The sequence below is a fragment of the Virgibacillus salexigens genome (genome assembly GCF_000723585.1).
GTDB classification, from domain to species: Bacteria; Bacillota; Bacilli; order Bacillales; family Amphibacillaceae; genus Virgibacillus; species Virgibacillus salexigens.
The window spans coordinates 1,583,753-1,597,348 of record NZ_CCDP010000001.1; the positions used below are offsets into that span (position 1 = coordinate 1,583,753).

Below are 13,596 nucleotides of genomic sequence, written 5' to 3' on the forward strand. Positions count from 1 at the left end.
ATTGGAAATGATGACATCCAGAGAGGTGTTATACATGAAAATTAAAAATTTTATTCGTAGGACAAGTTTATTTCTCTTAGCAATCTTTGCGTTTCTTACAACAATTACATCGATAAGCAATGTATCCTTTGCAGACATGAAAGTTTGGTCAAATGGGCAAACACCTGCAATTGAAGCAGTAACTAATGGTTCAAATCAAGGTAATCCAATGCGTCAGACGAAGTTGGAAAACAAGGGATTAAATGTGAAGAAAGAAGAGAAGCGTTATATTTCTAGTGAACAGATTAAGGCACCCGAGTCATTGGCTGAAGCAGTAAATTATCAGCAATACCCAAGTGCTAATGTGATAGCTACTGGTTATACTGCAGGTGTGGAATCAACTGGAAAATCACCAAATCATCCAGAATACGGAATTACATTTTCTGGTGTTAAAGTAACACGAGACTTGTATTCTACTATTGCTGCTGATTTAAGTGTTTATCCTATCGGAACGATTTTATTTATTCCCGATTATGGATTTGGAGTTGTTGCTGATAAAGGTAGTGCAATTACTGGTAATAAGATTGATCTTTATTATGACACTGTTGAGGATGTTTATCAGCAATGGGGAAAGAAGGAACTGGAAGTTTATATTGTTGAGAAAGGGAACGGTAATTTAACAGAGGAAAACTTAAAGCAATTGAATGAGAATAAAGCATTACAAGTATTTAGACAAGAAATTACAGATAGCTAATGAAATAAAACGGGAGACGATTTGATGTAGATCGTATCCCGTTTTTATTTAATATATAAATTCATGTAGAATAAATGCAATTGCTATACCTACCAAGCCACCAAAAAAAACTTCAATGGGTTGATGCCCTAATAATTCCTTTAATTCTTTTCTTTTTTCATTGCCTTCTTTATTCGGCCACTCTTTGGCTCCGTCGACAAATACTTGAAAATCTCTAATTAATTTATTAAGTACAATGGCTTGCTCTCCAGCTTGACGTCGAACGCCTGTTGCATCGAACATAATGATAATACTGAAAACACAAGAGATGGCAAAAAAACTTGAAGTTACACCTTCTACAATACCTAGCCCTGTTGTTAAGGCTGCTACAGCTGCAGAATGACTACTAGGCATTCCTCCTGTACTGAAGGCCAAGTTCGGTTTGAATTCTCTTGTTACAATAAGGGAAATAGGGATTTTTACTACTTGCGCAAAAATAATTGCAATAAATGCTGCCCATAATGGGTAATTTTGAAATAATTCCATCTGTGTCGATCATCCTTTCTAAGGAAAGTGTATCCTTTGCAACAAGACAATATGCATCATTTATCCTTAATGCTATATTATCATATGGATGGAAGACACATAGGCGGAACCTGCAAGTAGAGTTACTGCACTTAACCTGCTTTTGCTTGCTTGAACTGTGGGATACGGGTGGCAATACGGACCATGAATATCGCTGCTAAACCAGCAAAAGCAATATCTTTAATAAGAAACGGAATCATCCCTCCCCAAGCTAGGTAATAGGAAATGGGAACTCCCATCCATGTATTCAATGCGATGTACATATAAGTAACACCAATTCCATAGTTAATTAAGGTACCAATAATTGCAGCTACTAAATAATATGGAAAAATTCTTCTTTGAGGCTTATCAATGATCATTCCTGTAAAATATGCAATAAATACAAAGGAAATGATAAACCCACCTGTTGGAGTTAGAAATGCCATTGGTCCAGCAGAAAGACCGGAAAATACAGGGACACCAGCTAACCCGATTAGAATATATGCAATCATGGAAATACTTCCTAATCTTTTACCCAACATTAGACCAGCTAAAACAGCAAAAAATGTTTGTAAAGATAGGGGGACACTTGTCCCGCCAATAGGGATGGCAAGCATAGGAAACCATACAGTGATATTTGCACCTATCGCCATTAAAACAACAAAAATAGCTCCATATGTAAGATCGATTGTTCGTAATTCTTTCATGTTTAACATCCTCCTTTATTAAATTGATCATAATTTGATAAGTTCATTTTGTCAACCGATAAAATATTATGGTTGACAAATAAATTCCAGAAATATGAAAATAGATAATAGAAATAAATTGTATTAGGGTCGAAGGACGAGAGTATGGGGGGTGATTTTGAAATAAGTTTACCAATATACAAGATGTATTCAGACTTAACATTCGTTTTAAGTAGTAAATTACTACGGAAAGGAACTGGAGACTATGTATTCATAATCATAGCAATATAAAATAGGCATGCCTTCTGCGGCGGATCTAGCATGTGTCCGAAAATTCATTCGAGTATAGCAGAGGTCGTACCGCCGAAAAACATGTCCTATTTCATGTTGCGTTAATTATCTGGCTGCAACGTTATTCGTTTTCAATATAACTCGGTCACCTTTTATAACTCTTCTATTTAATGGCTGCTTCTAAAGCGATCTCCATCATATCATTAAACGTCGTTTGCCTTTCTTCAGCGGTTGTTTCTTCACCGGTTAATATGTGGTCAGAAACCGTAAGTACAGAAAGAGCTTGGCGATCAAATTTTGCGGCAAGTGTATAAAGAGCCGTTGTTTCCATTTCAATTGCAAGTACTTTATAAGCAGCTAATTTTTCATTTACTTCTTTGGCATTATCTCTATAGAAAGTATCACTCGTAAAGACATTTCCAACACGTAAATGGAGCCCTTTATCTAATCCAGCATCATAAGCATTCTTTAATAAGTCGAAGTCAGCAAGTGGAGCATAATCGATGCCGCCAAAGACCATTCGATTTATCTGCGAATCGGTTGTAGAACCTTGGGCTAAGATAACGTCTCGAACATTTACGTCTTTTTGGATAGCCCCACATGTACCTACGCGAATAAGTTTTTTTACATCATAACTTTGAATCAATTCATTAACATAAATGGAGATAGATGGGACGCCCATCCCTGTTCCTTGAACAGATACACGTTCTCCTTTATATGTACCTGTATACCCATACATCCCACGAACATGATTATACTGGATAGGGTTTTCTAAAAAAGTTTCTGCAATAAATTGTGCCCGAAGTGGGTCTCCTGGTAATAATATTTTATCAGCAATTGCGCCTTGTTCTGCACCTATATGTACACTCATAAAAATTCCTCCTTATAGATCAATACAATGTACAGCATAACGTTATCATAAGCAAAATGGAAAGACAAATTGTTATCTTTAAACGCTATTTATCGAACCAGTTCTATTAGAAATAATTTCTCATATAAAAAATATGCCTTTTTTGTTTCAAAAAAGCGTATTATTGTATATAATATTAATAGTTCAGTTTTTCACTAAACAATTCTAGAAACATTGTACGTGTAATATGTACATAGGATAATATCTTTTGGAAGGATGAATTAGGATGAAAGAACAAACGTTTACAATTACAGCAGATACCGGAGTCCATGCACGTCCGGCAACACTTCTGGTAAATAAAGCAGGGCAATTTGAGTCAGAAGTAGAAATAGCTTACAATGATAAAACAGTAAACTTAAAATCAATTATGGGTGTTATGTCTCTTGGCATTCCAAAGGGTGCTGAAATTAAAATTACGACAAACGGTCCAGATGAAGAAGAAGCACTTAATGGAGTGGAAGAAGTAATTAAAGAACATCTTGGAGAGTAATAGAGATCCTTTAGAAACTGTCAGTATTTATGCTGACGGTTTTTTATTTATATTTTTAAGGATGGATCGTTCATGTTATGGTGAATTCAGAGGAAGGAGAGGTGGTCATGAGAACAAAAACGGCGATGGTTACAGGAGCAAATTCGGGAATGGGGTTAGCCACAGCTATTGAGCTTGCGAAGCAAGGGGCGCATGTTATTATGGTTTGCAGAAACCAACATAGAGGAGAAGAGGCTCTGTATCAAGTAAGCAAGAAAAGTGGATCAAAGTCTATATCTTTAATGCTATGCGATCTAGGCAGTTTTTCAAGTATACAACGCTTCGCAAAATCGTTTGAGGGTCAATTTAATCAGTTAGATGTGTTAATTAATAATGCTGGTGTTGTTACGATTAAACGGCAAACGACCATAAATGGGTATGAAATGATGCTAGGGGTTAATTATTTGGGGCATTTCTTATTAACTATTCTGCTCCTTGATTCTATAAAAAAATCTTCTGATGGAAGAATCATTAATATATCGTCAGGTGCTCATAAAATAGGGAAGATTGATATTCGTTATCCAAATTTAAGTAAGTCGTATAATCCAGCAACGGCTTATGGACGATCAAAGCTATTAAATATTTTGTTTACGAAAGAATTACAAAGGCGTGAACCAGAGCTAGCTGTGTTTGCACTTCACCCTGGAGCGGTTGCAACAAATCTTGGAGTAGATCGTAACTCAGGTTTTGGCGAAAAGGTATATTCGTATCTACACCCCTTCTTTCTAAGCCCAAGTCAAGGGTCGGAAACGGCAGTTTTTTTAGCTACCAATGAAACAATACCTTCAAAAAAAGGGAATTATTTCTATCGGAAGCAAGTTGCTCCAACAGCAAAAACAGCAAAAGATGAGGTTTTAGCCAAACAGGTATGGGAATGGGGAATGAATCAAGTAAAACTGTATATTTGATAATCCATTTCAAACATAAACTTAAAGCCACATTTCATCATAATAGGTGAAATGTGGCTTTAACCTAAGGGCTTCTATTTAAAATATGTTTGTTCTAGCTGCTGTAAGCATTTCATTGCAGCTTGATTATAAGTAGTTTCTTCTTTGGTTAACTTTTCTTTATAGTCATTAACCGCTTGCCTCAAGGATTGTTTATAATCAGGAATCAACTCAGAATGAGGATGAACCGCAGGTTTTTTTACATTCATTTTTTCATGGTAAGCCAGCGCTTTCCGTTCGTGAAAGAAAACGCCTTCTGTTTGATGTGGGTTATGCAAATCACCTTGCATGGGATGTTTCTTAACTGCTAATACTTCGATAACATAGCGGTCTCCTTTGTCAGCGATTGCTTTTCCTATATATGTCCCTGATTTATAATGAGCTTTAACGGTATCTCCTAACTGTACTTCTGGCATGTCAATCGTCCCTCCTTATTATTATTGTGCCAAAAATGTAACAGTTTGGCGAATATTTTTTATTAGTCGTTTCGATATCCTAACGAGTTTGATATACTGATCGTGAAGGAAGTGAATGCGAATGATGCCTTTTCTCTATTTTCCAGAGGACAAGACAGAATACATACCGGCTGTAATAACCTTAATTATCTTTATGATTGCCGCCAGTATTGTCATGTATTTATTTTATAAAAAATCAAAAAAAGATGAGAAAAAATTTGATGAGCAATATAACAAAAAGATTAAAGAATCGAAAGAGAATAGTTAACGCCCGAAGTCTCCTGAACAAGGAGACTTTTTATGTTTGACTTTGAAAAAGAAGGAATCCACGAATCGTTTCGCACTTCTCGGAGAACATAAGGGAAAAGAGCTAAAAGGAGTAGTCGTATGCGTTGGGTAATTGTATCTATTGTTCTTATTTTGATGACAGCTTGTCAGCAGGAGGATCCGAAGAGTCGGAAAGTGGAAATGTATAATGCATCAGGAGATATGGTTGGGACAGCTAGCTTCAATGAACAATCAGATGGGGTAAATGTAAAATTAAAGTTAGAAGGTTTAGAACCAGGTTTTCATGGAATCCACATACATGAATACGCTAAGTGTGAAGGTCCTGATTTTAAATCCGCAGGAAATCATTTTAATCCAACCGGAGCTGAGCACGGCTTAATGCATCCAGAAGGCTCCCATCTTGGCGATTTACCAAATATTGAAGCAGATGCCGGAGGACTAGTGGATGCTGACCTTATGCTACCACAGACAACATTATTGGATGGAAAGAACTCTTTGATAAAAGGGGATGGTACTTCCATAATCGTTACACAAGACGAAGATGATGGGATGAGTCAACCTGGAGGGAACTCAGGACAACGAATTCTTTGTGGCAAATTGACTAAATCTGAAGCTGAAGATGAGGATAGAGAAGGGGAGTCGCCAACAGACCCTACTCAGTATAATGACAAACAAGAAGAGTAAGGAGGCGAAAGCAGCCTCCTTCATTTTTATCTGTTTTGAACAGCTGATAGAATTCGTTTGACACCTTCTTCTAAAGTTGGTCTTGGACAAGCAATGTTAATTCGCATAAACGTGGCACCTTCTTGTCCATAATCTACACCTGTGTTCAATCCGACTCTTGCTTGATTTATCATAAATTCTTTCAATTCACGATGATCCATATTTAAGGCACTACAATCTATCCAAAGCAAATAAGTTCCTTCTGAATCAATTACTTTTAATTCAGAAGTATGCGTTTCAAACATTTCTTTGACATAATCTTTATGGCTTTTTAAAACATGACGTAATTCATCTAGCCATGCTTCCCCATAAGTGTATGCAGCTTCTAGTGCAGTGTTACCCATAGTATTTAAGCCGTTTACACCTTGTTTTGATAGTTGTGTTTCTAATTGGTCACGCTTTAATTTATCGGGCGTAACAATATAAGATGCTTGTAGTCCAGCTAAATTAAACGTTTTAGATGGAGACATACATGTTACCGTCTGCTGAGCAATTTGGTCAGATAATGACGCAATTGGAACATGCACTTCTTCAGGAAATGTTAGATCCCCATGAATTTCATCCGAGATGATGATGGTGTTATATTTTAAGCATAAATGTGCTAACTCAGCTAATTCAGTCTTTTTCCAAACTCGACCAACCGGATTATGCGGTGAACATAGGATGAATGCTTTTACACCTTGCTTTAGCTTCTCTTCAAAGTCTTCAAAGTCAATTTCGTAATAGTTATCCTTATAAACAAGCGGATTTTTGACGACATTTCTTTCATGACTCTCTATCACTTTATAAAACGGGGTATAAACTGGAGTTTGAATTAAGATATTATCTCCAGGGTTAGTAAAAGCTTGAACTGCCATATGTAGACTTGTTACAACACCAGGACTAAAAGAAAGCCAGTTTGCTTTAATATCCCACCCATGCCGGCGGCTAATCCAATCAACAATCGTTTTTTTTACGGTATCATCGACGATGGTATATCCATAAATCCCGTGTTTTGCTCGTTCAATTAATGCATTATTCACTCCTTCTGGAGCTTGAAAATCCATATCTGCTACCCACATTGGCAGCACATCCTCTGTTTGAAAAACAGGTTTTAGCATATCCCATTTCACAGATTTTGTATTTTTTCTATCATGTTGCAAATCAAAAATTCCCATTAGTGCCCTCCTAATTAGTTATTTGTTATAGTATAACATTTCTTGCCTCTATCCTCTTGCAATAAATTCGAGAAAAAAGCAATAAAAAAAGCAAAGCGATTATCGCTTTGCCTACAGGGGGAATACGAGAAAGTCTTACATTTTATAGCATACCCCAAATTTAGAAATATAAACCTTAATTGGAAACTATTTTAATTATAATCGATTTTCAAGTTGCTTTTTCTCATCTTCATAACCTGGTTTTCCAAGCAATGCAAACATATTTTTCTTATATGCTTCTACTCCAGGTTGATCGAAAGGGTTAACCCCAAGTAAGTATCCACTTATTGCACAAGCTTTTTCAAAGAAGTATACCAAATAACCAAATGTATATGCATCCAGCTTTGGAATTTCGACTACTAGATTAGGAACATCTCCATCCGTATGGGCTAATAGTGTACCTTGAAAAGCTTTATCATTTATTTCATGAAGTGTTTTTCCGGCAAGGTAATTAAGGCCATCTGCATTTTCACCATCTTCTTCTATTGTAATATTGTATTTTGATTGGTTAACATGCAGGATGGTCTCAAATATATTTCGGCGTCCTTCTTGGACATATTGCCCCAGTGAATGTAAATCAGTTGAAAAATTAGCAGAAGATGGATAAATTCCTTTATTATCTTTGCCTTCGCTTTCACCAAATAACTGTTTCCACCATTCAGCAAAGTATTGCAAGCTTGGCTCATAATTAATGAGCATCTCGGTTGTTTTTCCTTTATTGTATAAAATATTACGTACTGCTGCATATTGATAACTCGGATTGTGCTGTAAAGAGGGTTCGTCTAAATCTTGCATCGCTTGATGAGCACCTGACATCATTTCATCAATTGAAATACCACTTACTGCAATAGGCAATAAGCCAACAGCAGTTAATACAGAATATCTTCCACCAACAGCATCAGGAATTACGAATGTCTCATATCCAGCCTGATCAGCAGTATTTTTCAAAGCGCCTTTTTCTTTATCAGTAGTTGCGAAGATTCGTTCATTAGCTTGTTCTTCACCATATTTTTCTTCCAACATTTTTTTGAAGATACGAAAAGCGATGGCTGGTTCCGTAGTTGTTCCGCTTTTTGAAATAACATTAATAGAAAAGTCTTTATCTTGTAAGATATCTTGCAATTCGCGTATATATGTAGAACTCATATGATGTCCCACAAAGATAATATGGGGGCTATTTAATTCGTCTGCAGATAGATAACTTTGAAAAGAATGATTCAACATTTCTAATGCTGCCCGTGCACCTAAATAAGAGCCACCAATACCTATTACTAATAGGATATCTGAGTTATTTCGGATTTTTTCTGCACTTTCCTTTACTCGATTAAATTCTTCCTTGTTATACGTTTCTGGTAAATCAATCCATCCTAAGTAATCATTGCCTACTCCTGTTTTCTCATGAAGGGATTGATGTGCAGCTTCTACCGCACTTTGTAGATTATTAATTTCCTGTTCATGAAGAAACGGAAGTGCTTTTTTATAATTAAACGATACATGACTCATAAGCTTATCCTCCTATATAAAAATGGAAACATTTCTATCTCTAGTAATAAATACTACACTATTCACTTTACCCAAGACATGTTGGGAAATCAAGAAAGACAACTACATATTTTGCTGATAATGGTAAAAGCTATAGTAGAAATGAATGATAAAAGGAGGATAAACTCATGAATGGATTACAGCGAACAGCTTTGGCTATAACGATTATTGGCGCAGTGAATTGGGGCTTAATTGGTTTATTTCAATTTGATTTAGTGGCAGCCATTTTTGGAGGATCACAAAGTGCAGCTATTGCTCGAGTAGTTTATACATTAGTTGGAATTAGTGGCCTTTGTTTACTGCCATTGTTATTTAAAACGGACGAAGCGTTTGCGGATCAACGGGATCCTAAACGTGTGGATAGTTAATCACTAAAAAAGGCAAACTCGATGAATAAGGAGTTTGCCTTTACTTTAATTTTTAGCGTTACCTTCAGATTGTTTAATCCACTCTTCAAGCTTGTCTTTAAGTGTATTAAATCCAGTTGATTCGTTGCTCTGTTGTTTCGTTGGTGCTTGTTTTGGTTTCTCCTGTTTTTGGGAAGCCTCTTCCGTTGCACGAATAGATAAAGAAATCTTGTTATTTTCTTCATCAATCTGAAGAATTTTTACCTTTACGTTATCACCAATAGATAAATGATCGTTAATATCTTTTACATATCCATGTGTCACTTCAGAAATATGCACAAGTCCTTGGATTTCTTCATTTAGGGCAACAAAGGCACCGTATGGCTGAATTCCAGTTACTTTTCCTTCTAAAATTTGACCGTTCTCAAAATTGCTTGTCATGCTGAACAACTCCTATATCATTATTCGGTTCATTTTACACAATAAAATATTTTAGCATAATAATTAGGATGTAGCAAAACATATTAGTAAATCATTTGATTACTACTATCGAAAGAGAAGGAGAAGAAAAAAATGGTACCTCTTGAATCCAGATTAGAAAATAAGATTTATTCCTTGTATGTCTTAGAAGAGATTTTGAAACCAGAAGGATTTGTTATCGGATCGAATTGGGATTATGACAAAGGCTATTTTGATTTAAAAATGGATGATCAAGGAACTTATTACTTTCTACGTATTCCTTTTTATGCAGTACAAGGATCTTTAGATTTCCCTGGTGTTACGGTTCGGTTGGAAAAGCCATTTTTATTAGGGCATCAATATCAATCAGGATATGATAGTAAGGGATCTGCTGGGCTAGTACAAGATACGTTCAATCAATTTCAAGCTCCAACAGACCCAGATACGGAGATTCCAGAGGAATATATTGATTCAGGCAAAGCGTTAATGAAAAAAGTAGAGGATTTAGTAATTCCAAGGGATTAACCCAATCAAAATATCATCTTTTTTAACTACAAATTCAAACGTTGGATTCATCATGTATTGATTATTTCTTATAACGCCAATTAATATTTGCTGATTTTTACGTTGAATATTGGCAATGTCACCAAATGACATGTTCTCAAATTCTTCGGGCAATGAGGCATGGTGAAATTGTTGTGATGTAAGCATGAAAAAAATGTCTTCAAATGGTCTGGCTTTTGTATCACGGGATAATTCATGATAAAATAGTGCGCTTGTAAAGTCGTTCGAACGTAATATGGTTGTTGCTCCAGCACGATGAGCATTCTCAATCTGACTTGCAGCTAGAATTTCAATAATAATTGGAATCGATGCGTTGTTCCCTCGAATGGCTACTGCAGTGAGAATCGAGAAATTATCTGCTTCTCGTTCTCTTTTTGTAATATCCGCTGTTATTAATACGCGATCAGCTAACTTAATATTGGCTTTTTCAAGAATGGCATCTTCCGTAGGATCTCCTTGAATAAAGTGGACAGGATAATCGGAAAAGGCAACATGTTCAAGGGTTGTATCAATAAGAACCATGCGAATATGGGAACTCGATTGAGCAATGAATTCAATTAATTGTCTGGTCCGCTCATTCCATCCAATGAGGATGAGGTGGTTGCTCCCTTTAAATGCTACCTTTCCATGTTCTAGATCTTGTTCATGTTGCACTGTAGCAGCAGATATGGTGGAAATATAAAAAGCAATCAATCCACCGCCAGTTAATATTAAAGAAATTGCAACGATCCTCCCGGTGATTGTTAAGGGAACATAATCGCCATACCCCACTGTAGCACCCGTTACAAATGCCCACCAAATACCATCAAAAATACTAGGAAATTGGTTCGGTTCTACCAAGTGGATTAATGTTCCAAAAAAACACATCAGTATAAATATAACTAATAGTAGTCTTACAAATATAGGAAGTTTGAAATATATTTGTTTAAAAAGTCGGACACTCACGCTATTCACCTGTTTCTACTTACTTATATACAAATTTCAACTTAAGATATCGAGTAATGATTTACAGAAGGCTAGGCCTGGCTTCCTATTTACAATTATGAGGAAGCACGGTGCAGATATTGTTTATCAAGTTAAGATGTTTCTTACCTAGTATAGACATGGACGTTCAATTATAACCTATAAAAAAAAGGCGGAATGCATACATTCGGCCTTTACTCCACTTATTTTGTTGCTGCTTGGATCGTTTCTTTTAAACTAAGATAAACGTCATTCCAGAACGGGGTATGGTCGCGATAAGACTTCGTCATAAAGAAAATCATCTCCTTCCATTTATCTTTATAGTCTTTTGCATCTTTAGGAGGAAGTTTAGCTTGAGATTGATCAACAAATGATTGAAGGGTACTTGATCTTGGCCCCCATTTGGCGATTTCTTCACCTTGTTCATCAATGAAAATAAAAATTGGAATAGAACGTGATTTGCCGTTTGTTAAATAGTTATCCATTAATTCCAAATTATTGTCACGAAGCAGCATACGGACCTCCATGTCTGTTGTATCTGCTATACGTAATAATATCGGTATGTTTAACATGGCATCTCCACACCAATCTTCAGTAAGTATGATGATACGTAGCTTCTTTTTCACAACGCTAGAAAAAAATGTTTGATCATTAGGTAATTCGAAATGATCGTAGATGTATAGCAAGTTTTCTTTATGCTTTTCCATAGATTCAATGTATGTATCTGGGTTTATTCCTTTTTCAAACCATTGATTTAAGTTCATCGTATACTCTCCTTCTATTTCATTTACTTTAAAGTGTACCCATCCTACATTCATGCGTAAACAAAAATGATCTCTAGAGAAATTTTTGCTATCATATAAATGGTAAGTGTGCCACTAAAGGAGGAAGTAAAACATGAGTTTAGCAAATCAAGATTTTTTGTTGGAATTATTAAAAACTCCATCGCCATCCAGTAATGAAATGGAAATACAGAAGAAGTGGATTCAATATGTAAAAGTCTTTGCAGATGAAATACGTACGGATCATGCTGGAAATGCAATTGGAGTGTTAAATCCTCAAGCACCGTTTAAAGTGTTGTTAGCAGGTCATTGTGATGAAATAGCATTAGTAATTAATCGAATGGATGAAAATGGTTTTTTGCATTTTGATAAAATGGGGGGCATTAATCCAAAAGCAGCTGTAGGTATGAAAGTAACCGTATTGGGATTTCAGAGTACCGTTACCGGAGTAATTGGTGTGAATGCGCAGCATCATGGCGGATTGAAGAATGATTTTGAGTTAGAGGACTTGTTCATTGACTGTGGATTTCGTTCCAAAGCGGAAGCAGAAGAGAAAATCCAAATAGGTGATTTAGCTGTTTATCAAACTGTACCAGAGATATTGGCTGATCGTTATATTGCTGGGCGTGGCCTCGATAATCGTACAGGTGCTTTTATTGTTGCGGAAGTCTTAAAACGCTTAAAAGAAAAAGGCTGTCAAGTTGGCGTATATGCTGCAAGCACCGTGAATGAAGAGACTAATATGGGGGGAGCATACTTTGCTGCAGCAGGTTTAGCACCAGATATGGCTATCGCTTGTGATGTAACATTTGCTACCGATTATCCTGGCGTTAATACAAATAAATATGGAGATGTGCGCCTAGAGAATGGGCCAGTATTGGCAAAAGGAGCACCAATTAATCGAAAAATAAACCAACTATTAGAAAGGGCAGCTAATGCGTTAAACATGCCTTTACAGTATGAACTTACACCAAGAATGACTGGTACAGATGCAGATAAGATGCGGTTAACTGGCAAAGGTGTGCCAGTTTCATTGGTATCCTTACCATTACGTTATATGCACTCTCCTGTGGAAACGTCCAGTTTACAAGATATCGAACAGGAAATTGATCTATTGGTAGAGGTGATTGCTTCCTTATCCGGAACAGAAAGCTTAAACCCGTTAGATGATTGAGTTTTTAACAAAAAGATAACAACATTTCAATTTATGAGTCAAATTTATTATAAAAATTACAAATCATAATTAATTTGTATTGTGTATTGTTACAAAATAAAGTGATTTAGTCTTAGTTTTTCTATTTAGACGAAAATGAATAAGTAATCATTTGTAATAGGCTAGGCCATTTTATTTATTTTTATCTTGAAATCAATGTAAATAACCTAGGTAGTTTGATTAATAAAGTAGCGCTATTTCTTTAGTAATAAGGAGTAGGGCTATTTTATTATAAATAGGAATTTGAGCCACCCGTAAATATACCTATGTAAAAATCAGAGAAAAACTACTACTATTCTATCAATTTAGAAAATTCGGCATTCTTTCGACTTGATTCGACACTATTCTGACTTCTCCATCGACTATACTTGCTGTAACAACCTAGATATTTCAGATAGGCACCGCTGTCAGCTAAGAACCAAAAT

At 36.0% G+C, this 13,596-nt stretch carries 17 protein-coding genes; 8 read left to right on the plus strand and 9 right to left on the minus strand.

Features of this window, described 5'->3' with window-relative positions; all coding sequences use genetic code 11:
- Window positions 1-34 precede the first annotated feature (34 nt).
- A complete protein-coding gene (locus BN990_RS07195; RefSeq protein WP_021288911.1) occupies window positions 35-733 on the plus strand; it encodes a 3D domain-containing protein in 699 nt (232 codons plus the stop codon).
- Window positions 734-781: 48 nt separating this feature from the next.
- Here the strand turns inward: BN990_RS07195 and BN990_RS07200 are convergent, their stop codons facing one another.
- The 3 genes from BN990_RS07200 to deoD form a co-directional block, all read right to left on the minus strand.
- Complete coding sequence (locus tag BN990_RS07200) at window positions 782-1,258, minus strand: divergent PAP2 family protein (RefSeq protein ID WP_021288910.1); 477 nt, start codon at window positions 1,256-1,258, stop codon at window positions 782-784.
- A 131-nt stretch (window positions 1,259-1,389) separates the two neighbouring features.
- A complete protein-coding gene (locus BN990_RS07205; RefSeq protein ID WP_021288909.1) occupies window positions 1,390-1,983 on the minus strand; it encodes a biotin transporter BioY in 594 nt (197 codons plus the stop codon).
- A 433-nt stretch (window positions 1,984-2,416) separates the two neighbouring features.
- Window positions 2,417-3,124: a purine-nucleoside phosphorylase gene (deoD, locus tag BN990_RS07210; protein ID WP_038243166.1), complete on the minus strand. Its 708-nt coding sequence runs from the start codon at window positions 3,122-3,124 to the stop codon at window positions 2,417-2,419.
- 265 nt (window positions 3,125-3,389) lie between these two features.
- Between deoD and BN990_RS07215 the strand changes: the two genes are divergently transcribed.
- Both BN990_RS07215 and BN990_RS07220 read left to right on the plus strand, forming a co-directional pair.
- Window positions 3,390-3,653: a phosphocarrier protein HPr gene (locus tag BN990_RS07215; protein WP_021288907.1), complete on the plus strand. Its 264-nt coding sequence runs from the start codon at window positions 3,390-3,392 to the stop codon at window positions 3,651-3,653.
- 107 nt (window positions 3,654-3,760) lie between these two features.
- On the plus strand, window positions 3,761-4,600 hold the full coding sequence (locus tag BN990_RS07220; RefSeq protein WP_021288906.1) for an SDR family oxidoreductase: 840 nt from the start codon (window positions 3,761-3,763) through the stop codon (window positions 4,598-4,600).
- Between the two features lie 74 nt (window positions 4,601-4,674).
- On the opposite strand, the gene kapB is transcribed toward BN990_RS07220, so the two are convergent.
- Window positions 4,675-5,055, minus strand: coding sequence for a sporulation phosphorelay system protein KapB (kapB, locus tag BN990_RS07225; protein WP_021288905.1), 381 nt, complete (start codon window positions 5,053-5,055; stop codon window positions 4,675-4,677).
- A gap of 121 nt (window positions 5,056-5,176) precedes the next feature.
- On the opposite strand from kapB, the gene BN990_RS07230 reads away from it, so the two are divergent.
- On the plus strand, window positions 5,177-5,362 hold the full coding sequence (locus tag BN990_RS07230; protein ID WP_021288904.1) for a hypothetical protein: 186 nt from the start codon (window positions 5,177-5,179) through the stop codon (window positions 5,360-5,362).
- A gap of 119 nt (window positions 5,363-5,481) precedes the next feature.
- Window positions 5,482-6,066 (plus strand): superoxide dismutase family protein, encoded by a 585-nt coding sequence (locus tag BN990_RS07235; RefSeq protein ID WP_021288903.1) that lies wholly within the window; start codon window positions 5,482-5,484, stop codon window positions 6,064-6,066.
- A gap of 26 nt (window positions 6,067-6,092) precedes the next feature.
- Here BN990_RS07235 and BN990_RS07240 read toward each other — a convergent pair whose 3' ends face one another.
- Window positions 6,093-7,262: a MalY/PatB family protein gene (locus BN990_RS07240; protein WP_021288902.1), complete on the minus strand. Its 1,170-nt coding sequence runs from the start codon at window positions 7,260-7,262 to the stop codon at window positions 6,093-6,095.
- A 195-nt stretch (window positions 7,263-7,457) separates the two neighbouring features.
- Window positions 7,458-8,804, minus strand: a complete 1,347-nt coding sequence (locus tag BN990_RS07245; RefSeq protein ID WP_021288901.1) for a glucose-6-phosphate isomerase — start codon at window positions 8,802-8,804, stop codon at window positions 7,458-7,460.
- A 167-nt stretch (window positions 8,805-8,971) separates the two neighbouring features.
- Here BN990_RS07245 and BN990_RS07250 point away from each other — a divergent pair, with 167 nt between their 5' ends.
- Window positions 8,972-9,211, plus strand: a complete 240-nt coding sequence (locus BN990_RS07250) for a DUF378 domain-containing protein (protein ID WP_021288900.1) — start codon at window positions 8,972-8,974, stop codon at window positions 9,209-9,211.
- Between the two features lie 45 nt (window positions 9,212-9,256).
- Here BN990_RS07250 and yugI read toward each other — a convergent pair whose 3' ends face one another.
- On the minus strand, window positions 9,257-9,631 hold the full coding sequence (yugI, locus tag BN990_RS07255) for a S1 domain-containing post-transcriptional regulator GSP13 (protein WP_021288899.1): 375 nt from the start codon (window positions 9,629-9,631) through the stop codon (window positions 9,257-9,259).
- Between the two features lie 132 nt (window positions 9,632-9,763).
- Between yugI and BN990_RS07260 the strand changes: the two genes are divergently transcribed.
- Window positions 9,764-10,174: a YugN-like family protein gene (locus tag BN990_RS07260; RefSeq protein ID WP_021288898.1), complete on the plus strand. Its 411-nt coding sequence runs from the start codon at window positions 9,764-9,766 to the stop codon at window positions 10,172-10,174.
- Here the strand turns inward: BN990_RS07260 and BN990_RS07265 are convergent.
- Together BN990_RS07265 and BN990_RS07270 are read right to left on the minus strand one after the other, a co-directional pair.
- Window positions 10,154-11,167 carry a potassium channel family protein gene (locus BN990_RS07265; protein ID WP_308696465.1) on the minus strand — a complete coding sequence of 338 codons (1,014 nt, stop codon included), beginning with the start codon at window positions 11,165-11,167 and terminating at the stop codon, window positions 10,154-10,156. The genes BN990_RS07260 and BN990_RS07265 overlap by 21 nt on opposite strands.
- Window positions 11,168-11,379: 212 nt before the next feature.
- Window positions 11,380-11,940, minus strand: coding sequence for a thioredoxin family protein (locus BN990_RS07270; RefSeq protein WP_021288896.1), 561 nt, complete (start codon window positions 11,938-11,940; stop codon window positions 11,380-11,382).
- Between the two features lie 133 nt (window positions 11,941-12,073).
- On the opposite strand from BN990_RS07270, the gene BN990_RS07275 reads away from it, so the two are divergent.
- Window positions 12,074-13,132, plus strand: a complete 1,059-nt coding sequence (locus BN990_RS07275; RefSeq protein WP_021288895.1) for a M20/M25/M40 family metallo-hydrolase — start codon at window positions 12,074-12,076, stop codon at window positions 13,130-13,132.
- Window positions 13,133-13,596: the final 464 nt, after the last annotated feature.